General features: G+C 60.4%; 22 protein-coding genes and 1 pseudogene. 17 read left to right on the top strand and 6 right to left on the bottom strand.

What is annotated here, in order from left to right; genetic code table 11:
• Nucleotides 1-46: 46 nt before the first annotated feature.
• The 5 genes from lptC to WC026_RS06610 all read left to right on the top strand — a co-directional run bounded on the left by lptC (nucleotide 47) and on the right by WC026_RS06610 (nucleotide 5896).
• Nucleotides 47-1972: an LPS export ABC transporter periplasmic protein LptC gene (gene lptC, locus WC026_RS06630; protein ID WP_372710049.1), complete on the top strand. Its 1926-nt coding sequence runs from the start codon at nucleotides 47-49 to the stop codon at nucleotides 1970-1972.
• Nucleotides 1973-2036: 64 nt separating this feature from the next.
• Nucleotides 2037-2942, top strand: coding sequence for an LPS export ABC transporter ATP-binding protein (lptB, locus tag WC026_RS06625; protein WP_372710048.1), 906 nt, complete (start codon nucleotides 2037-2039; stop codon nucleotides 2940-2942).
• A gap of 46 nt (nucleotides 2943-2988) precedes the next feature.
• Nucleotides 2989-4521, top strand: a complete 1533-nt coding sequence (gene rpoN / locus WC026_RS06620) for an RNA polymerase factor sigma-54 (RefSeq protein ID WP_372710047.1) — start codon at nucleotides 2989-2991, stop codon at nucleotides 4519-4521.
• 220 nt (nucleotides 4522-4741) lie between these two features.
• Nucleotides 4742-5338, top strand: coding sequence for a ribosome hibernation-promoting factor, HPF/YfiA family (hpf, locus tag WC026_RS06615; RefSeq protein WP_372710046.1), 597 nt, complete (start codon nucleotides 4742-4744; stop codon nucleotides 5336-5338).
• 93 nt (nucleotides 5339-5431) lie between these two features.
• Nucleotides 5432-5896: a PTS sugar transporter subunit IIA gene (locus WC026_RS06610; protein ID WP_372710045.1), complete on the top strand. Its 465-nt coding sequence runs from the start codon at nucleotides 5432-5434 to the stop codon at nucleotides 5894-5896.
• 74 nt (nucleotides 5897-5970) lie between these two features.
• Here the strand turns inward: WC026_RS06610 and WC026_RS06605 are convergent, their stop codons facing one another.
• Nucleotides 5971-6768 carry an undecaprenyl-diphosphate phosphatase gene (locus WC026_RS06605; protein WP_372710044.1) on the bottom strand — a complete coding sequence of 266 codons (798 nt, stop codon included), beginning with the start codon at nucleotides 6766-6768 and terminating at the stop codon, nucleotides 5971-5973.
• Nucleotides 6769-6908: 140 nt separating this feature from the next.
• Here WC026_RS06605 and WC026_RS06600 point away from each other — a divergent pair, with 140 nt between their 5' ends.
• The 4 genes from WC026_RS06600 (at nucleotide 6909) to WC026_RS06585 (ending at nucleotide 10745) form a co-directional block, all read left to right on the top strand.
• Nucleotides 6909-7613, top strand: coding sequence for a glutathione S-transferase family protein (locus WC026_RS06600; protein ID WP_372710043.1), 705 nt, complete (start codon nucleotides 6909-6911; stop codon nucleotides 7611-7613).
• A 90-nt stretch (nucleotides 7614-7703) separates the two neighbouring features.
• Nucleotides 7704-8816 carry a tRNA epoxyqueuosine(34) reductase QueG gene (queG, locus tag WC026_RS06595; protein ID WP_372710109.1) on the top strand — a complete coding sequence of 371 codons (1113 nt, stop codon included), beginning with the start codon at nucleotides 7704-7706 and terminating at the stop codon, nucleotides 8814-8816.
• A complete protein-coding gene (locus WC026_RS06590; RefSeq protein ID WP_372710042.1) occupies nucleotides 8813-9676 on the top strand; it encodes an SDR family oxidoreductase in 864 nt (287 codons plus the stop codon). The genes queG and WC026_RS06590 overlap by 4 nt, the downstream gene beginning before the upstream one ends.
• Nucleotides 9677-9797: 121 nt before the next feature.
• Nucleotides 9798-10745 carry a hypothetical protein gene (locus tag WC026_RS06585; RefSeq protein WP_372710041.1) on the top strand — a complete coding sequence of 316 codons (948 nt, stop codon included), beginning with the start codon at nucleotides 9798-9800 and terminating at the stop codon, nucleotides 10743-10745.
• 14 nt (nucleotides 10746-10759) lie between these two features.
• Here WC026_RS06585 and WC026_RS06580 read toward each other — a convergent pair whose 3' ends face one another.
• Complete coding sequence (locus WC026_RS06580; protein WP_372710040.1) at nucleotides 10760-11563, bottom strand: alpha/beta hydrolase; 804 nt, start codon at nucleotides 11561-11563, stop codon at nucleotides 10760-10762.
• 17 nt (nucleotides 11564-11580) lie between these two features.
• On the opposite strand from WC026_RS06580, the gene WC026_RS06575 reads away from it, so the two are divergent.
• Nucleotides 11581-12786: a glycosyltransferase family 4 protein gene (locus WC026_RS06575; protein WP_372710039.1), complete on the top strand. Its 1206-nt coding sequence runs from the start codon at nucleotides 11581-11583 to the stop codon at nucleotides 12784-12786.
• Between the two features lie 176 nt (nucleotides 12787-12962).
• Nucleotides 12963-13772, top strand: a complete 810-nt coding sequence (locus WC026_RS06570) for a hypothetical protein (RefSeq protein ID WP_372710038.1) — start codon at nucleotides 12963-12965, stop codon at nucleotides 13770-13772.
• 35 nt (nucleotides 13773-13807) lie between these two features.
• On the opposite strand, the gene WC026_RS06565 is transcribed toward WC026_RS06570, so the two are convergent.
• Complete coding sequence (locus WC026_RS06565) at nucleotides 13808-14893, bottom strand: ELM1/GtrOC1 family putative glycosyltransferase (protein ID WP_372710037.1); 1086 nt, start codon at nucleotides 14891-14893, stop codon at nucleotides 13808-13810.
• A gap of 221 nt (nucleotides 14894-15114) precedes the next feature.
• On the opposite strand from WC026_RS06565, the gene infC reads away from it, so the two are divergent.
• Both infC and WC026_RS06555 read left to right on the top strand, forming a co-directional pair.
• Nucleotides 15115-15645, top strand: a complete 531-nt coding sequence (gene infC / locus WC026_RS06560) for a translation initiation factor IF-3 (RefSeq protein WP_372710036.1) — start codon at nucleotides 15115-15117, stop codon at nucleotides 15643-15645.
• A gap of 133 nt (nucleotides 15646-15778) precedes the next feature.
• Complete coding sequence (locus WC026_RS06555; RefSeq protein WP_372710035.1) at nucleotides 15779-16153, top strand: cyclic nucleotide-binding domain-containing protein; 375 nt, start codon at nucleotides 15779-15781, stop codon at nucleotides 16151-16153.
• A gap of 49 nt (nucleotides 16154-16202) precedes the next feature.
• On the opposite strand, the gene WC026_RS06550 is transcribed toward WC026_RS06555, so the two are convergent.
• Together WC026_RS06550 and WC026_RS06545 are read right to left on the bottom strand one after the other, a co-directional pair.
• Nucleotides 16203-16460, bottom strand: coding sequence for a glycosyl hydrolase family 5 (locus WC026_RS06550; protein ID WP_372710034.1), 258 nt, complete (start codon nucleotides 16458-16460; stop codon nucleotides 16203-16205).
• A 122-nt stretch (nucleotides 16461-16582) separates the two neighbouring features.
• On the bottom strand, nucleotides 16583-16783 hold the full coding sequence (locus WC026_RS06545; protein ID WP_372710033.1) for a hypothetical protein: 201 nt from the start codon (nucleotides 16781-16783) through the stop codon (nucleotides 16583-16585).
• A 264-nt stretch (nucleotides 16784-17047) separates the two neighbouring features.
• Between WC026_RS06545 and WC026_RS06540 the strand changes: the two genes are divergently transcribed.
• Entirely contained in the window at nucleotides 17048-17458 is a 411-nt protein-coding gene (locus tag WC026_RS06540) for a GtrA family protein (protein WP_372710032.1), read from the top strand.
• Between the two features lie 35 nt (nucleotides 17459-17493).
• Here the strand turns inward: WC026_RS06540 and WC026_RS06535 are convergent, their stop codons facing one another.
• The gene (locus WC026_RS06535) at nucleotides 17494-17841 is read right to left on the bottom strand and encodes a hypothetical protein (RefSeq protein ID WP_372710031.1); all 348 of its coding nucleotides are present in this window, start codon (nucleotides 17839-17841) and stop codon (nucleotides 17494-17496) included.
• A 542-nt stretch (nucleotides 17842-18383) separates the two neighbouring features.
• On the opposite strand from WC026_RS06535, the gene rpmI reads away from it, so the two are divergent.
• The 3 genes and pseudogenes from rpmI to WC026_RS06520 all read left to right on the top strand — a co-directional run.
• Complete coding sequence (gene rpmI / locus WC026_RS06530) at nucleotides 18384-18584, top strand: 50S ribosomal protein L35 (protein WP_013214420.1); 201 nt, start codon at nucleotides 18384-18386, stop codon at nucleotides 18582-18584.
• A 98-nt stretch (nucleotides 18585-18682) separates the two neighbouring features.
• The gene (gene rplT, locus WC026_RS06525; RefSeq protein ID WP_372710030.1) at nucleotides 18683-19084 is read left to right on the top strand and encodes a 50S ribosomal protein L20; all 402 of its coding nucleotides are present in this window, start codon (nucleotides 18683-18685) and stop codon (nucleotides 19082-19084) included.
• A gap of 266 nt (nucleotides 19085-19350) precedes the next feature.
• Nucleotides 19351-19898, top strand: a pseudogene (locus tag WC026_RS06520) (phenylalanine--tRNA ligase subunit alpha); the annotation flags it as partial.

Raw genomic sequence — 19898 nt, 5'->3', positions numbered from 1 at the left:
CGGCGGACATTGGGGCGACTTCTGGGGGCAAAATTCATGAGCCGTGATGGCTGCCATATCTGACAGCGCCGTAACGAGCGGCCGTGGGCGTGCGTCCACCAGCAACATCGTGTTCGCGACCGATCGCACGATGAGCCGCCGCGTCGCGCATAACCACACCAAAGCGGTGCGGCGTTTGAAGATCGTGCTGCCGCTGATTGCGATCGGGACGGTCGCCGTCTTTCTGGCGACGGTCCTGAAGAGCGCCGGCATCGGTCCAGCCATGCCCGACATCGAGATCCCGCAGATCGTCGCGGAAAATCTCAAGATGAAAAACCCGCACTATGAAGGCTTCCAGTCCGACGGCGGCCGCTATTGGGTGAAGGCTGAAACGGCCCAGCAGGATCTGAAGACATTCAGCGTCGTGCACCTCGACGGCATCACCGGCGACCTTCTCGACGTCAAGAAGCAGAAAACGCATCTCGTCGCCGCGCGCGGCCTGTTCGACAACAAAGCCAACACGCTCGAACTCTATGACTCGATCAAAGTCACGGGCGACGGCGGATTGAATGCGACGTTGACCCACGCCAAGGTGAAAACCAAGGAAGGCATCATCACGTCCGACCAGCCATCGACGATCATCATGGGCGCCGGCCAGATCACGTCTAATCAGCTGACGATCCGCCAGAAAACAAAAGAGTATACGTTCGTCGACGACGTACGCACCCACATCAAACCGAAAGAGCAGACGCCGTCGAGCAATCAGGCCGCGCAGTCATCGCTGCCGTTCGGCAAATCGAGCGAGCCGATCGACGTGGCCTCCAGTCGCCTCGACGTCGACGATAATAAGAAGGTTGCGCTATTCACCGGTCAGGTCACCGCGACGCAAGGCGGCTCAACGTTGGTCGCGCCGGAAATGTCGGTGACTTACGAGGGCGCGGTGGCACCGCAAGCTGGTGCGGAGAAGAGCACACAGCAGGCGCCCGGAGAGAACGGCACCAAGGTCAAGCAGGTTGTCGCAAAAGACTCCGTGACGCTGACGCAGCCGTCCGGCGAAACGGCGACGAGCCGCACGGCGACATTCGACACCGCAGCCCAGCTTGCCGTTCTCGAAGGCGACGTCGTGCTGACGCAAGGAACGGACAAGAAAGCCGTTGGAGACCGCGCCGAATACGACGAGGCCGACCAGAAATTGACGCTCACCGGCCCCGTCGTCGTCACTCAGGGTCAGAACGTGTTGAAGGGCCGTCGCCTCGTCTTCCATCGCACCACCAACAAGATGCAGCTGACGGCCGCGACCGACACGTCCGCCGGACGAATTACCGCGCATTTCGTGAAGCCGGCGGTCAAGCAGACACCGAAGAACGCCGACTCCGATCAGTCCGAATCCGCGGAGGGAATTCCGTTCGGCCAAGCCTTCAAGACCGACCCGAACGCGCCCTACGACGTCACCTCCGATCGTCTGGACGTCGACGACAACGCCAAGACCGCGCTTTTCACCGGCGACGTCGTGACCGTGCAAGGAAACTTCACGATCCAATCCGGCGAAATGACCGCCTATTATACGGGCCGCAGCGGTCTCGGCGTGTCCGACGACAAAGCCAAGTCGGGCGCGTCGCTGACGCATATTCGAGCCAAAAAAGCGGTCACGGTCGTCTCCAAGGACGGCCAGAAGGCCTCCGGCGACTGGGCGGAAGTCGACGTCAAAACCAATCTGGCGACGCTTGGCGGCAACGTCGTGCTGACACAGGGAAAGAACGTCGTGAGAGGCACGAAGCTGCTGATCGACATGACGACGGGACAGGCGACGATCAAGACCGAGCCCACAGCATCGAGCGAAAGCTCGAGGATTTCCGCGGGCGACGTCAGCAAAGACGGACAAATCATCAAGGCCGATCGGCCGAGCGCCGTCTTCTATCCCGGCGAATTCGGAAAAAAGATAAAGGGCGCGGCGGAAGCGGTCGATGGTTGGCAGGCCCGTTCGTCACGTTGACGTCGATGTCGATTTGAGACCATTTCCCGGAACGTTAGACGCGTGCTGCGTGGAGAGGCGATAAGTGTTCAAGGCTTTACCGATCCGCCTCAAATCGAAAGGCGCCGCAGCCGCTGAGGCGCGCGCAAACGGAGACGCGCGCCAGAACGGCCGCGCGCCCCCTACTAACGCTCAGTCAAACGGCCAGTCAAACGCCGAGCCAAACGCGCCGGGCGAGGACGATCCGCACGCCATCGGCGCGGAGGGCTGGCTCACCGCCTTCCACATTAAGAAGTCCTACCGCAAGCGCATGGTGGTGAAGGGCGTGAGCCTCGCGGTCGGCCGTGGCGAGTCGGTCGGACTTCTCGGCCCGAACGGCGCCGGCAAGACGACCGTTTTCTACATGATCACCGGCCTCGTCGCCGCCGACGACGGCCGCATCACGATCGACGGCGAAAACGTCACCAGCCTGCCGATGTATCAGCGCGCCCGCCTCGGCGTCGGCTATCTGCCGCAGGAAGCCTCGATCTTCCGCGGGCTGACGGTCGAGCAGAACATCATGGCCGTGCTCGAATTGATCGAGCCCGATCGCAAGGCGCGGCGCGAGCAACTCGACAGCCTGCTTGAGGAATTTTCAATCACGCGGCTCAGAAAATCACCAGCTCTGGCGCTCTCCGGCGGCGAGCGGCGACGATGCGAAATCGCCCGCGCCCTGGCCTCACGGCCCTCGTTCATGTTGCTGGACGAACCGTTCGCAGGCATCGACCCGATTGCGGTCGGAGACATCCAGCAGCTCGTCCGCCACTTGACGGAGCGCGGGATCGGGGTGCTGATTACCGATCATAACGTTCGTGAAACGTTAAGTCTCATCGACCGCGCCTATATCATCTACGATGGTCAGGTTCTGACACAAGGCAAACCTTCGGAAATCATATCGAACGAAGACGTACGACGAGTCTACCTTGGCGACATGTTCGTTAATACGCGTTGAGTACAGCTGGCCGCGGGGTTTAACCTACGGAGCCGCGGGTTAGCGCATGGCGCTTTCTGCAAAACTTGAGCTGAGACAAGGCCAGCAGCTGGTGATGACACCACAGCTGCAGCAGGCCATCCGGCTCTTGCAGCTCTCGAACCTCGAGCTGACCGAATTCGTCGACGCCGAGCTTGAAAAAAACCCCTTGCTGGAACGCGAGGAGGCAAGCGCCGCCGCGAAAGCCGCCGACAATCCGTCATCTGAGATCGACGAAAAACCCTCCTCAGGCGATGAAGAACGCTGGCTGGATCTGCGACAGCCCGTGCAGGATCATTCCGGCGGCCTAGATGCCGATTTCGGCAACGTCTTCCAGGGACCGGGAACTGGCGAGCTTGGCGGAGGCCCATCGTCCGGTCTTGGCTGGGCGAACGTCACGCAACGCATGCACTCGGGTAGCGATGACGACAGCGATCTCGAGGACTACGTCGCCAACCAGGTATCGCTTCGCGATCATTTGAACGCCCAGTTGCCGTTGACGATCAGCGATCCGGTCGAACGCATTATCGGACAATATCTCGTCGATCTCGTCGACGAAGCTGGCTACATCCCCCCCAATCTTGAGCCTCTCTCGGAACGTCTCGGCGCTCCCCTCGAACTCGTCGAAAGCGTTCTCGGCAAACTTCAGACATTCGATCCGCCCGGAATTTTCGCCCGCTCGCTCGCCGAATGCCTGGCCTTGCAGCTCAAGGATCAGAACCGTTACGATCCGCTGATGGCCGAGCTGCTGGCCAATCTCGATCTCCTCGGCAATCGCAATCTCACGGCGCTCAAGAAAGCCGTCAACGTCGATATGGACGAGCTTGCGGACATGATCCGCGAGATCAAACGGCTCAATCCAAAACCCGGCCTGAAGTTCGGCTCCGTGCAGATGCAGCCGGTCGTGCCGGACGTCATTGTCCGCGCCGCGTCCGATGGCGGCTGGCACGTCGAGTTGAACAGCGACACGCTGCCCCGCGTTCTCGTCAATCGCACGTACTACACGCGCATCGCCAAGTCCGCGACCAACGAGCGTGACAAGGGCTATCTGTTCGACTGCCTGCAAACCGCGAACTGGCTTGTGAAAAGCCTCGATCAACGCGCCCGCACGATCCTGAAGGTCGCCGAGCAGATCGTTCGCCAGCAGGACAGCTTCTTCATGTACGGCGTGCAGCATCTCAGGCCGCTGAACCTCAGAACCATTGCCGACGCCATCTCGATGCACGAGTCGACCGTCTCGCGCGTCACATCGAACAAATACGTTGCGACGCCGCGCGGCATCTTCGAACTGAAATACTTCTTCACCTCGGCCATCGCCTCCGCCGCCGACGGCGAAGCCCATTCGTCCGAATCCGTCCGTCATCGCATCAAGCAGTTGATCGACGGCGAACACGCCGACGCCGTTCTCTCCGACGATCAGCTTGTCGACCGGCTGAAAGGCGAGGGTATCGACATCGCGCGGCGCACCGTCGCCAAGTATCGCGAGGCTTTGCGTATTCCGTCGTCCGTGCAGCGCCGCCGCGACAAGAGGCTGCTCGAAAGGCTCGGCGGCGCCGGTTGATGCAGATCAGAAACAACGCATTGATTGACCTATATTTTTTAGATAAATTTGTATTCCAAGCGTGATTTGACAGCGATCCGCTCACGGCCTAACGCTTTGGCGAAATAATGGGCTTGTCGCAGCCGGCCGCGCTTGCAATCGTGTATCGGGAACGTCGCTACATCGCGACGTGGGAAAGCACGTAGACATACAGCCCAGATCTCAGCGAGTGCAGATATCCATGACAATCCAAATAACCGGAAAGAATCTCGACGCCGGAAACGCATTCCAGGCTTACGCTAGCGATAAGATTCACACGGTGCTGAAGAAGTATCTGGACCGCGTGCCCGACGGGCACGTCCGTTTGGAGCGTGAGCGTGGTTTCTTCAAAACGTCATGCTCGGTGCGCCTCACCAGCGGCCTTCTGCTGGAGGCCCATGGCGAAGGTGACGACGCCTACACGAGCGTCGACTCCGCTGCCCAGCGCCTCGAGACACGGGTCCGGCGCTACAAAAGCCGGATCAAAAATCATTCCTCTCCGGAAGCAACCGCCCGCCGCAAGATCGACATGGAAGCACGCGACTATGTCGTGAGCGTAACGGAAGAGGATCAACCCGAGCACCACGACGCGAATCCGCTTATTATCGCTGAAGGCCAACGCAACATCGGCCATTTGACAGTCAGCGAAGCGGTCATGCAGCTCGATTTGTCCGAAGCGCCTTTCATGATTTTCAAGAATGCGGCCCACGGGGGGCTCAATGTTGTTTATCGGCGTAACGATGGTCATATCGGCTGGATCGACGCTGACACTTCGGCCGCTGCGAAACCTGTAGACTGAGGACGAAGACACCTTGATCACAGCGCCGGCCGCGATAGTGGGGCGTGTCGCGAGACGCGATTGGCTCGGCGCTGTTTTTCCTATGGAGCTTAGATGAATATCGAAGACATGCTTGCCCCGGATGGAATTGTTCCGCGGCTCAAGGCAGAGGACAAGAAGCAGGCGCTGCAAGCGCTGGCAGCCAAAGCCGAGGCCGCAACCGGCGCTCCAGCGCATGAGATCTACGCCGCACTGTTGCAGCGCGAACGGCTAAGCTCGACGAGCCTCGGCCGGGGCATCGCGATCCCCCACATCAAGCTCCCGGTCGCCAAGGCGATCACCTGCCTGTTCGCGCGGCTCGAGCGGCCCATCCCGTTCGACAGTCACGACGGCGAACCCGTCGACTTGCTGTTTTTCCTTCTGGCGCCTGAGCAGGCTGGCGGCGATCATCTGAAGGCCCTCGCCCGCATCTCACGTCTGATCCGCGATCCGGCAACGCTGGAAGGCCTTCGCAATGCCAAGGATGTCAACGAGCTGCGCCTGGTTCTGACGAAGCCGCTGACCTCGAACGCCGCCTGATATTCGCGTCCGACACGCGCTTCGGCAAAAAATCAAACGCCCCGAAACCGGGGCGTTTTTTTGTGCATCATGCATCAATGCAGGACAGCGAGCGCACCGAGCCCGATGCCGCCGACGAGAAGCCGCCACCAGCCGAAGAACGACAGGCCCCGCTGCGCGATAAAGTCCAGCGCATAGCGGACGACCACGACGCCCGCAACGAAAGCTGCGACGAAGCCGAGCGCGATGAGGCCGACGTCGTCCGGCGTCAGCAGCGACCAGTTTTTGTAAAGATCATAGGCGAAGGCTCCGCTCATCGTCGGCATCGCAAGAAAGAACGAGAACTCCGCTGCCGTGCGCTTGTCTGCCCCCAGCAGCATCGCACCGACGATCGACGAGCCGGAGCGCGACACGCCCGGAATCATCGCGAGGCACTGGCAGAACCCGATACCCAGCGCGCTGAGCAACGGAATATCCATCACGTCATGATAGCGCGGCTTGAGCGGTATCCGGTCGATGAACAGCAGAACGATGCCGCCAAGGACCAGCGCGATGCAGATGATCAGCGGCGACTCGAACAGATAAGTCTTGATGAAGCTATGAGCGGCGGCGCCGATCACCGCCGCCGGCAGAAATGCGATCAGCACCGCCGTCACAAAACGCCGCGACCGGGCATCGCTCGGCAGCGAACTCGCAAGATGCCAAAGGCGGCCGGAATAAACGGTCAAAAGCGCCAGGATCGCACCGAGCTGAATGAGCACCTCGAACGTCCTGCCCGTCGATTTGACTCCAAGAACTTCCTCGGTCAACAGCAGGTGCGCCGTCGACGATACCGGCAGATACTCGGTCAATCCTTCGATCAGCCCAAGAAATACGGCTTCCCAAGACTGCATGAAATCTGTCCCCCCTCAGGCGCAACGGCGCGAGCGTTAGCAGATTTCGCATTCCCGCCAAAGCTCCGGTTTTGGCACGGATGCCTTCGAATCGGCCTAGGCCGAAGGTATAGTCGCCGCGTTGCAATTGAAGAGGCCCGATGCCCACACGCTTGACACAATACCGGCTTTGCCCGCGATCCCGCTCGATCCGCCTCGCGCTCGCCGAATATGGCGTCGAGGTGACGCTGCTCGACGAAAATCCGTGGGAGTGGCGCAAAGGCTTCCTGGCGAAGAACCCCGCCGGCGAAATGCCCGTTCTCGAATACGACAACGGCCTGACGCTGTGCGGCGCCTATTCGATTTCCGAGTTCATCGGCGACGAACCGCTCCCCAGCGCCACGGTGATGGGTCCGAAACCGCCGCCGCTCTTTCCGGGCAACCGCGAGGACCGCGCCGAGGTCCGCCGCCTCGCGGACTGGTATCACGGCAAGTTCGACCGTGAAGTCTCGCGCGAGCTTCTGAACGAGAAGGTTTACCAGACGATGCAGCCGTCGGGCGGCGCGGCCCCCGACCCCGCCGTTCTGCGGGCCGTCCGCGCCAATCTTCGTTACCATCTTGCCTACACCGGCTATCTGGCCGACGCGCGGCGCTGGCTGGCGGGCGACGATTTGAGCTTTGCCGATTTTGCCGCGGCGGCGCATATCTCGATCGTGGACTATCTGGGCGAGATGCCCTGGCATGAGTATCCCGCGGTCAAGGCTTGGTATCAGAAGATCAAGTCGCGGCCGTCGTTCCGCGCGCTCCTCGCCGATCGCGTTCCGGGGTGCACACCGCCGCTCGCTTATTCCAACCTGGATTTTTGACTCGGACTTTGACCCTGCTTTTGACGCTCATTTTGACCCTGGCCGTTGACCGTGCTCGATACCGTGACAGCCGCCGCTGACATCGACGTCATGCTCCGCGACGAGGCCCGTAAGCTTGGCCTCGACGCCATCGGCATCGCACGTCTCGGATCATCCGGCGAGCTTGCCGAACGGCTCGATTATTTTCTGAAGCACGGCCGTCACGGCGACATGGACTGGATGGAAGAGAACGCCGACCGGCGCGGCGATCCCAATCGCCTCTGGCCCGAGGCGAAAAGCGCGATCATGATCGGGCAATCCTATGCGCCGCCCTCAAATCCGCTCGACGCCCTTGCGGACAAAGATCGCGGTGTCATCTCGGTCTATGCCAAGGGCCGCGATTACCACGACGTCGTGAAGAAAAAAATCAAATCGCTGGCGCGCGTGTTCGCGGCGAAGTCGGGCGCCGACGTCAAGGTCTTCGTCGATACCGCTCCGCTGATGGAAAAGCCGCTCGCGATGAAAGCGGGACTCGGCTGGCAGGGCAAACACACCGTCCTCGTCTCGCGCGAGCATGGCGACTGGCTGTTCCTCGGCGCGATCCTGACGACCGCCGATCTTGCCCCGGACGCGGAAGAAGTCAGCCGTTGCGGCTCCTGCACGCGCTGCCTCGACATCTGCCCGACGAAGGCGTTTCCCGCCCCCTATCAGCTCGACGCGCGCCGCTGCCTCGCCTACCTGTCGATCGAGCACAAAGGCCATATTCCGCAGGAATTTCGCATCCCGATGGGCAATCGCGTCTTTGGCTGCGACGACTGCCTCGCGGTCTGCCCGTGGAATAAATTTGCATCCGCCGCGACCGAGATCCGCTTCGCCGCGCAGCCCGCGACCGACAATCCGCCGCTTGCCGAACTGCTGGCTCTCGACGACACGGAGTTCCGCCAGCGCTTCGCGGGAACGCCGGTGAAACGAACGGGACGCAACCGCATCATCCGCAATACGCTGATTGCGGCCGGCAACTCCGGCGATCGATCCTTGCTGCGTCTGATCACGCCGCTGCTCGGCGACGAGTCTCCGCTTGTTCGCGCCATGGCCATCTGGTCGGCGAAACGTCTGATGAGCGACGCTGAACTTGCTCCCCTCAAATCCCGCTACGAACCGCGCGAGGCCGATCCTGAGGTCGCGCTTGAATGGGCTCTGCCCGTCGAAGGACATTCCGGATGAATCGCCTTTTTTGCTTCGGCCTGGGCTACAGCGCGGGCGTCCTATCACGTCGGCTGAGCGAAAAAGGCTGGAGCATTTCCGGAACCGCGACGACCTCCGACAAGGCGGAGCTTCTGAAGCAAAACGGATACGAAGCCTTCGTATTCGACGGACGCACGCGCGATCCTGCAATCGTCGAAGCCCTCGGCAAAGCGACACACGTGCTGCTGTCCATTCCGCCCGGCGATGACGGCGATCCCGCGTTCCGGATTTACGGACGCGACATCGCCTCGAGCCCGTCGATCTCCTGGATCGGATATTTTTCGTCCATCAGCGTCTACGGTGATTCAAAAGGCGAATGGGTCGACGAGACGACGCCGCCAGAACCCGTCACGGAGCGCGGAAAGCGCCGCCTCGACGCCGAGAATGCCTGGGTCGAACTCGGGCGCGAGAGCGGCAAGACGATTATCGTCCTCCGGCTTCCCGGCATCTATGGTCCGGGCCGCAGCGCCATCGATCAGCTTCGCGCCGGCAAAGCGCGCCGAATATTCAAACCGGGCCAAGTCACCAATCGCGTCCACGTCGACGACATCGCGACCACGACCGAAGCCACTCTCGGGCTTCCCGCAGGCATTCACGTCTTCAACGTCACCGACGATTTGCCCGCGCCGCCCCAGGACGTCATTGCCTACGGTGCCGAGATTTTGGGAATGCCTTGCCCTCCGGCGACCGATCCCTCCGATGCGAGCTTGTCGCCCATGGCGCGCAGCTTCTACGCCGAGAGCAAGAAAGTCTCGAATAACCGGATGAAAGACGAACTCGGCGTCAAGCTCGCATATTCCACTTACATCGAAGGGCTGAAGGCCATCGCCGGTTTGTAACTACGAATTTTTTACGATCGTCACACGTTCTCCGCCATTCCGCCGGAATGCCGCGTACATATGCTCGCGCGGATGCCGCGCACACTCCGAGCGTCGGCGTTTCAAAATACAGGCGATTTCCATGCGGGCAACAGTTGTCATAAGCGCCGTGCTCACTGTGCTTGCAGCAGCGCCCGCGTTGCTGGCCGGTCCGGTTGATCCGGCCCAGGCGATTGCCCAGAAATTTCTAGAAGCCGATCAAGCGCCTCCCCAACCCCGCGCGAAGCCGAAACCGCCGCGCGTCGCCAAAGCTGCGCCGACGGCACCCGGTGTCGATTATGAAATGGACATGCTGCAGCGTGCCCGCGCCGAGGAGGCCGAGCGCCGCGAGGAAATCTCAACGCCTGCGCCGCTCGTGATCGCACAGCCCGCGCCTTCCGCAGCGCCTGAACCCATTGCCGAGCCGCCCCCCACGAAGCCATCGGAACCCGAACCCGCTTCGAAACCGAATGCAGCCGTCGAACCGGTCACACCAAAGCTTCCGCAGACGGCTGATACGAAAACAACGACGGAGACGGATGGTGTCGCCGTGCCTCCCGGCATGCGTGCGACCGTCCTGCTCGTCCTCGATCCGGACGACAGCAATCAGGCCAACGTCAAATCCGATCCGATCATCTGCTTCGATCAGCAATGCTGGATCTCGAACGGTCTAGACTCTCCCGCCAAGCCGATACCGCGCTCCGAGGCTATAGCGCTCAAGACGACGGAAACGCCGACCGGCGATTCCTGCAGCGGCAAATCCGCATGCGCATTCCGCAACGTCGCGGTCCATCCCGAGACCCAGATTCAAGTCGTCGAAGTCGGAGAAAGCCGCGGCGTGGCAGATGGCGCCTACACCATCACGGCCGACGCCACGTGCCGCAAGCTGAACGGCGATCTGACGTGCGATAATGCGCTCGTGACCCACGCGTTCCGCATGTGGGTCGTCCCCGAAAAAACAGCGCAACAAGTCGGCGCCCCAGCACTCGAAGATGCCGTCGCGGACGGCCTGCAAGACAACAACGACGACAATTCCGCCGACGGCAAATAGCGGGTGTCGCCGCGCTACACGAGCTTGCCGATCGCATCGAAGAGCAACGCCAAATCCTGCGGCCGCGACAGCCGGTGTTCTCCGTCCGCGATCTCGACGAATTTGACGTGGCCGCCGGTCAGAAATTCCGTGAGTTCGCGCGTATGCGCGTCCGGAACATCCGGGTCCAGAAGCCCCTGCAAGATCACAACTGGCCGTCCCGGATCGAACGGCTTGCGCGCAAGGAGATGTCCGCGTCCGTCCTCGATCAGGCCGCGCGTGATGGGATACGGCGAACCGTAAGCCGACGGTTGCTGGTAAATCCCCTGCTCAAGAATAGCGCGGCGGGCATCATCGCCGAAGCGCTTCCACATCAGCTCTTCCGTCATGTCCCAAGCCGGCGCAATGAGAACCAGCCCCTTGATGCGCGGAGCTTCGGCCGGCTGCTCGCGCAAAAGCCTGCGCAGAAGCAGCAGCGCGATATGTCCACCCATGCTCGAACCGATGATGACCTGCGAACCGGCCGTAACGCGCGTGAACACCGCGCAGGCTTCTTCGAGCCAGCGTCCGATCGTCCCGTCCGTGAACGGGCCGTCGGAAACCCCATGTCCGGAGTAATCGAAACGTGTCGAGGAAAGACTATGCTCCGCGGCCCACTCGGCCACTGCGGTCGCCTTGGTCGAAGCCATGTCGGACATGAAGCCGGACAGCCAGAAGAGTCCGGTTGCGTTTGCCGTTTGAGATAGCGCCGTGCGATAGGCGATAGAGCGCCTGCCCTCACCGTCCCCAACGATCAGCGTTTGCGGTTCATCGCCTGGCACCTTAAACAACCTCGTCATTTCATTTGGAGCGATTCATGGGCCTCAAGCGCCCTACCATATTGCAGATCATTCCGGAACTCGCCACCGGTGGCGCCGAATTGTCGGCGATCGAGATTGCAGCAGCCGTCGTCCGCGCGGGCGGACGCGCGATCGTACTGAGCGAGGGCGGACGCATGGCGGACCGCCTTGCCGCCGTCGGCGGCGAATTGATGATCTTCCCTGCGGCGACCAAAAATCCCTTGAAGCTCCTCGCCAACGCCACAGCGATCGAACGCATCGCGCACCAGGAGAACGTCGATCTCATTCATGCGCGAAGCCGCGCGCCCGCCTGGAGCGCGCTCATCGCTGCGCGCCGCGCGAAGCTGCCGTTCGTCACGACATATCACGGCATCTATAACGAAAAAGGTCGCGCCAAGCGGCTCTATAACAGTGTCATGGCACGCGGCAATATCGTGATTGCCAACTCCCGCTACACCGCCGACATCGTCAAGACGCGCTACGCCACGCCCGAAGATCGCATTCGCGTCATTTATCGCGGCGTCGATCTCGATGCGTTCGATCCCGCAGTCGTCTCGCCAGAGCGAGTTAAAAAACTACGCGACCAGTGGGGTCTCACGAGCAACCAGCGCGTCGTGCTGCACGCCGCGCGCCTGACGACATGGAAAGGCCAGGGCGACGTCATCGCTGCGGCGGCGCGCATTCGTGACAAGATCCGCGATTGCGTTTTCATTCTCGCTGGCGACGCCCAGGGCCGCGATGACTATCGCGGCATGCTACTGAACCAGATCAAAAACGCCGGCCTTGAAGATGTCGTCCGTCTCGTTGGACACGTCGATGATATCCCCGCCGCATTTGCTGCAGCTCATCTCGCGTTCGTCGCTTCGATTGAGCCCGAAGCCTTCGGCCGCGCGGCGGCGGAAGCTCAAGCAATGGCCTGCCCCGTCATCTCGACAAATATTGGCGCGCCGCCGGAAACGGTACTCGCACCACCTCGTGTCGCTGCAAAAGATCGAACAGGCTGGCTCGTCTCGCCCGGCGATATCGATAGCTACGAAACCGTGCTCATCGACGCCCTGTCGCTCGATGCCCTCGCGCGAGCCGAGATCGGGGCTCGCGCCCGCAGTCACGTCACGGACATGTTCTCGTCATTGGAAATGCAGCGCCGTACGCTCGCCGTCTATGACGAGCTGCTGGACACCTCGATGCAGCCGGCTCTCACCATTGCAATAAAGAAGCTATAAGCGCCCAGTCCATCGCAAGTCTTTCCAGTATCAACGAATTCCGCACCCCAAGAGCCGGAGTAACAGGGCAGTACAAAACTGCGCGTATTCCATCAAATTGCCTACATGCTGACTTGCAAGTCTCCTATGGTGCCGCGACGGGCCCAATCTTGGGAAACTCGGGGGAGACCGATATCATGGCAATGCCTGCAAACGCAGTTCGAGAACGCCCCGCGACGAACGCGAACGTCGATCGGATCTTCGATCACATGATGGCGAAGCTCGACAGCATCCCACTCGAGAGGGACCCATACTGCCACTACTACGGCGCAGGCTGGTTTCCGGACGACTTCTATGCGGACATGCTCGCGAATCTTCCCGACCCCAAGCTCTATGAGCCGCTGAATATGCGCCTCTATGTGCGCCCCGACGGTGAGAGCAGCCGCGATCAGTTACATCTGACCGAGGAAGCAATCGCCAAACTGCCGCCGCGTTCGCAGCAGATTTGGCAGGACGTCGTCGATGTCATGACGAAGCCTGAGTATCGCCGTGCAATCTTTAAGAAGCTGGCGCCCGATCTTGCGCTCCGCTTTGGCACGACGGAAAATGCCGCCATCGAAAAGACGTGTGCCTATGAAGTTCGGTTGGTGCGCGACACGGAAGATTACAAGATCAAGCCGCACTGCGACGGCTTGAACAAGATCGTCACCACCCAGTTCTACCTCGCACCCGACATGAGCCAGATGGAGCTCGGCACCTCGGTCTATCGCCGCCATAAGAAACTGTTTGGCAGTTCGTTCGAGGAACTGAAACGTTTCGAGTTCCGCCCAAACAGCGGCTACGGTTTTGCGGTTTCAGACTCTCGCGAAAAACAGAGCTGGCATGGCCGCGAGATGTTGACCAACTTCAAAGGCGTGCGCAACACGCTGATGGTTCTGTTTCAGCAGACGTCGCCAAACAGCTACAACGGCTCGGCGCAAAGCGACAAAGCTGCGAGCGAGTATTGAAACACGTCGGACCGTAGTGGCCGGAAATGCAGCATCTATCGCCGGCGTGTGACGCGCGCACCTTTGGCGGGCGTCGCTTGCGCGAGCAGTTCCGGCTGCCTCTGGCGAAACACGTCCGCTAAGAGATCGAGTCCGTTCTCGACGATGGGCGTGATCGCGTGGAGCTTCGCCAAGACTACATCCGGAGCAAGATCGGCGATCGGCATAGTACGGAGCCAACCGTTGCTCTCAAGGAAGCTACGGTATTCGAGTTCACTTGCGTCCAGGCTGAAGTTGCTCGGAGTGATCGCAATCGTGGGTCGACGCAGCCACACCGATTCGGAAACCATCGAACTGCTATCGGCTGTGCAAAGGATGGCCGATGAGCTTGCGTAGAGCGCGCGAAGCGTGCCGCTCCCGGCGAAACGCACGTCGATAAACTTATGGATTGCGCTGTCGGCTTCCTCGGTGAGCCGAACAAGCGCCTCGCTCAGTTTTTGCGGCGTCCGCCGCGAGTTTGAAACGTAGAACGTCGCACCCGTCGCGGCATGCATATCGCTCATGAAGTTCACTAGGCGCACCAAGTCGGCCTCCGAGAACTTGATGCTGGACGTATTGCCGCCGATAAGAACACCGATCAGCGCCGGTGGTTGGCTCCGCGACAGCGAAGGCAGGATCACCGAATCGGGATCAATGGGACTGGGCTTCATCGTCCTGACATGCCGCGGCCCGGTGGCGACCGCCGCATGAGAGGTGAATACGAGGTCGAAGTCCTTGACGTCGAAATGCTTCCCCGACCCATAGAAATAGTTCGGCACACCGAAATGCCGGGCAAAGGCAACATTCGCCCCAAGGGTGTCGCCCCCACCTGACGCGACAAAGTCGGCACTCTTTACGACATCTGATGAAAGCCCGTACCCCAGGCGCAGAATCGCTTCAGGTCGAACGCCACGGTTGCTCAAAAATGCCAGGAACCGCGTGGGGGTCCAGCGATGCTGGGAAATTTCCAGCCGTGTGACCTCAACTGGCCTGAGGCGCCCAATCGCCGCGATCAGTCCTTCCGCCAGGTGATAATTGCCGGGGCGGCCGTCCGAAATTAGCAGTCCCTTGAGAGGCTCCGCCGAACGGCATTCCGATTGCATCCGATATCCAATTGGTTAGTGAACGGGCAGGCCCATTCGTTTGCGACGCTTTATGGTTTAAGCTCTACCGCCTTTTAAGGACGTTATAGCCTCCGGTTAAGGCTTGACTTTGCGGTCCAGCTTAAGAATCTTGCGCCGGGATGCTCGAGTCTGCGCGCACGCCAGGTAGAGTTGCGTCCAAATAGCGAAACAATAGAGGAGAATGCCCCATCCGTAGACCTATGCGACCCGAGCCCCCGAGCCGGGAAAACCAAGGGCCCCGCATCAACGATCAAATCAGGGCCCGGGAAGTCCGCCTCATTGACGAGAACGGGCAGAACGTCGGCGTCATCGCCAAATTCGACGCCATGGCTCGTGCCGAGGGTGTTGGGCTGGATCTCGTGGAGATCTCGCCGGACGCAGAACCGCCGGTTTGTAAAATTCTCGATTTCGGAAAATTCAAATTCCAGGAACAGAAGAAAGCCGCCGAGGCACGCAAGAACCAGAAGATCGTCGAGCTGAAAGAGATCAAGATGCGACCCGGCATCGATGATCACGACTACGACGTAAAGATGCGCGCCATCAGACGGTTCTTCGACGAGGGCGACAAGGTAAAAATCACCCTTCGCTTCCGCGGTCGCGAGATGGCGCATTCGCAGCTCGGCATGGCTGTGCTTCAGCGCGTGAAGGCCGATACCGAAGCCATCGCCAAGGTCGAAAGTGAACCTCGTTTCGAAGGTCGGCAGATGGTCATGGTGCTCTCCCCCAAGTGACCGCGCGTCTCGGGTGCGACGATCCCGAACCCGGTTCCTCGGTCCACTGACCAATTCGACGAATGTAATTCAGAGCCTTGCTCGGCCACGAGCAGGGCTCTAATTTCGTCATGCCGCCGGTGGAGTGAAATTGATGAGCGAGGACAGCCCTTTTGATTTTTCCGTATTGGATCAAATCGGCGCGCCGTACCGCTTCTTCGACGCCGGTGAGAAAATCTTCCTCGAGGATGACGCTGCCGACGCCATGTACATGGTCCGCTCAGGCCGCGTTGACGTCATCACCTACGGCACGGTTCTCGAAAACGTCCGCGCTGGTGGGATTTTTGGAGAAATGGCGCTGATCGACGACGGACGTCGCAGCGCCGCCGCCATGGCGGCCGAGCCGACAGAAGTTGTTGCAATCGACAAAAGAGCGTTTCTCACGATCATCAGCAACGACCCGCAGTTCGCCCTTCGCGTGATGGGCCTGCTCGCTAACAGACTTCGCCGGATGAACAAGGAACACTAGGAAAGACGAGCAGCGGCGCGTTTGGCGACTGCTCGTCCCGGATCTACCGTTAGCAGCCGTGTCCGATCATGCAGCGGCGGAAGCGCGGACCACCCCAACCCCAGCGATTAGCGCAAATGTTGCGCCATTTTACGCAACGGCCGCCACGCCAGCCGGGACGACGCCAATACTGGACCGGCTGAATGAGCGACTGCGTAATGCCAGTCTGCTGCGAGGGCGAAACGGGAGCCGCCTGGGCGGGGGCACCTGCCGCTAAGGCCAGTCCACCTGCCACGACGACAGCGGCGGTAAGCGATGCGATACGCATAAAGGAAACTCCGTTAACTGATGGCACGCAGGGCGTTGCGTGCATCGGAATTTCGCAGCAGACGCCTGAATGGGCCGTGAATAACGATATAACAATTGGTGATATGGCGCCAACCGAGATCCTCAGTCGAGGTCAATGACTCCCAACGACGCGAGCGTTATGAACGTCGCAATCATAAGCGCGCCAACGATCAGCACTAAAGCCGGATAGAACGCCGCGAACACCACGCCGGCTCGCCAGCCGCTTGCCGAGCGGACGCTGATGAGCAACGTCGGCAGCGCCGCCAGGGATAAAATCATCACGACGAACGGGTCGAGTTTCATTGGCTGCCTCACACACGCACCGGGGGCGGTCAGCAAGCCTAATACTCGCTCCGAGACCGCGTAATGCGCCACCCATCAAGGCGAAAGGGGATGCAACGAGCGATAAGTGCGTTTTTGCCGAAAAATTCCGAATTTCGCGGCACACCGGCCGGTGCGGCACGAAATAACGGAGACGCAAACGGGCAACCGGGTTTAAGAGAGCATGCGTTTATGATTGGCCGTCAGCCCTCCGCAAAAGACGACATATCGAGCAAGAGCCATCGCATGCAATCGAAAGCCGGGCATCTGTTGCGTTACACGGGCACGAACCTCGTTTCGACCGCCGTCGATTATGCCCTGTTGCTGACGCTGACGCACCTTTTCGGGATGCCGGTTTTGCAAAGCGCCATCGCGTACTCCGCTGGCGTCGTGGTCAATTATGCGCTGACGAAACGTTACGTTTTCATCGTCGACACATCGCACAAGAGCCAGCATCGCCTGTTCATGGAATTCGTCGCCACCGGCTTTATCGGCTTGCTGATTACCGCCGCCGTCGTCTGGCTGAGCGTAAACGTGCTGAAAATCCCGGCGATAGAGGGCAAGACTGTCGCCCTGCTCCTCTGCTTCGTCGTATTATATTTCGTACGACGCCACATCGTGTTCACCGCGAACCCAGCGAACTCGCCGGCGGCCTGAATCATCCGAGCGCTACCATCCGCCCGCTGACGGTTCTAGAAATTCACGTGCTGGATCACGTAACTTCCGCCGGCCGCGATCAGTCCGGCGATGAGCACGTAGGGCAGCACCGAGATCAGCACCATCAGCAGATCGATGAAAGCTCTGAAGATCTGTTCCGCCGCGCGCCAGAGCTGAAAGAAGCCCCGGTAGAGTACATAGACGATCGCGATCACCGCGATCGCGAGGACGGCGATTTTCCACGCCGGCAAAGCCTGCCAGTCCGAACGGAAGATCGTGACCATCTCCCCGAAGGACCATTGCCACACGATTTCGATGAACCTGAAGATCGCTGTGATCCCCTGCCGTAGCAGATTGACAATCTGATCGATGATTTCTCTCACGGTTGCATCTCCCTCGCCCCACGGCGCCTCTCCGGCACCTGCGCTCCCAACGCCGGAGCGTTTTACTTCGTTCAGGCCGACCGGATGCTATTTTCGTTGCATGCGAGAGAAGTTCCGGCCGATTGTTGTGAAAATCACATCGTCGATGCGATGCGAATGCGAATGCGAATGAAATGCGATGCTGATGCTGATGCTGATGCGACGCAATGCGATTTGCTCATCATTTTGCGCATCAATGTTGCGATTTGCTCATCGATTTCCTATAAACCCTCCCAGAGCCGCCCGGCGAGGCATGCCGTGGCGGTTCTTATGCTTTTGAAAAACAAGCGGAAACCGCAAAAAGAACCCTTCGCAGGACCGGCAGCTTCGCAGCTGCCGAGAGTGCCCGGGCTGTAAAAAGCTCGATCACTTCGGCTCGCAAGAGCCGTGGGCGCGACCGCGCCCCGCCGCTGAGCGGCGCCCCCGCGGAGGGCCAGGATGTGAAGCGCGTCAGCGCAAACATCCGGTGCGGCCCGCGAGCGAACTAAAGGACACAAAGCAAAATGCCTAAGATGAAGACCAAGAGCGGCGCCAAAAAGCGCTTCAAGATGACCGGCACGGGCAAGGTTGTTGCCGCCCAGGCCGGCAAGCGTCACGGCATGATCAAACGCACGGCGAAGTTCATTCAGAAGGCGCGCGGCACGGGTGTGCTGAACGACTCTGACGCCAAGATCGTCAAGAAATACATGCCCTATAGCCGATGATCTTTTCGACGCTTGCGGCCGGCTCGCGGAACGCGAGTCGCAAGCGTCCAACAAAGACTCATCACACGCACAAATCTTGAAGCATTAGGAGAAATCCCATGGCCCGCGTCAAACGTGGCGTAACCGCCCACGCCAAGCACAAGAAAGTCCTCAAGGCCGCGAAAGGCTATTACGGCCGGCGCAAAAATACGATCCGCGTCGCCAAGCAGGCGGTCGAGAAGGCGCAGCAGTACGCCTATCGTGACCGCAAGCGCCGCAAGCGCAACTTCCGCGCCCTTTGGATTCAGCGCATCAACGCCGCTGTCCGCGAGCATGGCCTGACCTACGGCCGCTTTATCAACGGCCTGACGAACCTCGGCATCGAGGTCGATCGCAAGGTTCTGTCCGACATCGCGATCAACGATCCCGCAGGCTTCAAGGCACTCGTCGACAAGGCCGCGAAAGCCGCCTCTTCGCCCGTCGCCAAGGCCGACGAGGACAAGGCGAAGAAAGCCGCCTGATCTTCGAAGTCCTTTCTGCACGAGCCAAGGCACTCTGCAGATAGCAAATGCGCGGTAGCAATCTCCCACTTCCCCCTCCCCTCAGGGGAGCGGTTAGGGGTGGGGTGAATGGCTAGGCGGACCACACCAAGACAGACCAGGACTAACGAGCGCGCGAAGTGCGCTATACGACCGACTGGCTTTTGTGTCTCTCCCCACCCCGTGCCCCCTCCCCGCTGGGGAGGGGAAGCATCACAAGCTTCGGCATACGGCTGAAGGAGATATCGATGAGCGGTGCTGACGATCTCGCGGTTCTGGAACAGGACCTCATCACCGAAATCGACGGCGCGAAAGATCTCGCCGCACTTGATGCAGTCCGCGTTTCGGCACTCGGAAAAAAGGGCCGCGTCTCGGAACTGATGAGCAAGCTCGGTTCGCTGCCTCCCGAAGAACGCAAGACCTTCGGCCAGACGGTCAACACGCTCAAAGGCAAAATCTCGACCGCGCTCGACGCACGCAAGGCCGCCCTCGAAACAGCCGCTCTCGGCGAGCGGCTCAAAACCGAGCGCGCCGACGTGACGTTACCCGTTCGCTCGGGCCCCGTCGCCGAGGGTCGCATTCATCCCGTCAGTCAGGTTCTCGACGAAGTCATCGAAATCTTCGCCGACATGGGTTTCTCGGTGGCCGAAGGTCCCGACATCGAAACCGACGAGATGAACTTCGATAAACTCAACATCCCGGCCGATCATCCGGCGCGCCAGGACCACGACACGTTCTATTTCTCGCCGAAGGCCGATGGCTCGCGCCTGCTTCTGCGCACGCACACAAGCCCCGT

This window comes from Hyphomicrobium sp. (assembly GCF_041674905.1).
Classification (GTDB): Bacteria; Pseudomonadota; Alphaproteobacteria; order Rhizobiales; family Hyphomicrobiaceae; genus Hyphomicrobium_B.
This window is presented reverse-complemented; position numbering and strand designations above follow the sequence as displayed.

Excerpts from the sequence above, each read along its gene's own strand:
- lptC (WP_372710049.1), top strand. The coding sequence starts at position 47 with ATGGCTGCCATATCTGACAGCGCCGTAACGAGCGGCCGTGGGCGTGCG.
- rpoN (WP_372710047.1), top strand. The coding sequence starts at position 2,989 with ATGGCGCTTTCTGCAAAACTTGAGCTGAGACAAGGCCAGCAGCTGGTG.
- hpf (WP_372710046.1), top strand. The coding sequence starts at position 4,742 with ATGACAATCCAAATAACCGGAAAGAATCTCGACGCCGGAAACGCATTC.
- WC026_RS06610 (WP_372710045.1), top strand. The coding sequence starts at position 5,432 with ATGAATATCGAAGACATGCTTGCCCCGGATGGAATTGTTCCGCGGCTC.
- WC026_RS06605 (WP_372710044.1), bottom strand. The coding sequence starts at position 6,768 with ATGCAGTCTTGGGAAGCCGTATTTCTTGGGCTGATCGAAGGATTGACC.
- WC026_RS06600 (WP_372710043.1), top strand. The coding sequence starts at position 6,909 with ATGCCCACACGCTTGACACAATACCGGCTTTGCCCGCGATCCCGCTCG.
- queG (WP_372710109.1), top strand. The coding sequence starts at position 7,704 with ATGCTCCGCGACGAGGCCCGTAAGCTTGGCCTCGACGCCATCGGCATC.
- WC026_RS06590 (WP_372710042.1), top strand. The coding sequence starts at position 8,813 with ATGAATCGCCTTTTTTGCTTCGGCCTGGGCTACAGCGCGGGCGTCCTA.
- WC026_RS06585 (WP_372710041.1), top strand. The coding sequence starts at position 9,798 with ATGCGGGCAACAGTTGTCATAAGCGCCGTGCTCACTGTGCTTGCAGCA.
- WC026_RS06580 (WP_372710040.1), bottom strand. The coding sequence starts at position 11,563 with ATGACGAGGTTGTTTAAGGTGCCAGGCGATGAACCGCAAACGCTGATC.
- WC026_RS06575 (WP_372710039.1), top strand. The coding sequence starts at position 11,581 with ATGGGCCTCAAGCGCCCTACCATATTGCAGATCATTCCGGAACTCGCC.
- WC026_RS06570 (WP_372710038.1), top strand. The coding sequence starts at position 12,963 with ATGGCAATGCCTGCAAACGCAGTTCGAGAACGCCCCGCGACGAACGCG.
- WC026_RS06565 (WP_372710037.1), bottom strand. The coding sequence starts at position 14,893 with ATGCAATCGGAATGCCGTTCGGCGGAGCCTCTCAAGGGACTGCTAATT.
- infC (WP_372710036.1), top strand. The coding sequence starts at position 15,115 with ATGCGACCCGAGCCCCCGAGCCGGGAAAACCAAGGGCCCCGCATCAAC.
- WC026_RS06555 (WP_372710035.1), top strand. The coding sequence starts at position 15,779 with ATGAGCGAGGACAGCCCTTTTGATTTTTCCGTATTGGATCAAATCGGC.
- WC026_RS06550 (WP_372710034.1), bottom strand. The coding sequence starts at position 16,460 with ATGCGTATCGCATCGCTTACCGCCGCTGTCGTCGTGGCAGGTGGACTG.
- WC026_RS06545 (WP_372710033.1), bottom strand. The coding sequence starts at position 16,783 with ATGAAACTCGACCCGTTCGTCGTGATGATTTTATCCCTGGCGGCGCTG.
- WC026_RS06540 (WP_372710032.1), top strand. The coding sequence starts at position 17,048 with ATGCAATCGAAAGCCGGGCATCTGTTGCGTTACACGGGCACGAACCTC.
- rpmI (WP_013214420.1), top strand. The coding sequence starts at position 18,384 with ATGCCTAAGATGAAGACCAAGAGCGGCGCCAAAAAGCGCTTCAAGATG.
- rplT (WP_372710030.1), top strand. The coding sequence starts at position 18,683 with ATGGCCCGCGTCAAACGTGGCGTAACCGCCCACGCCAAGCACAAGAAA.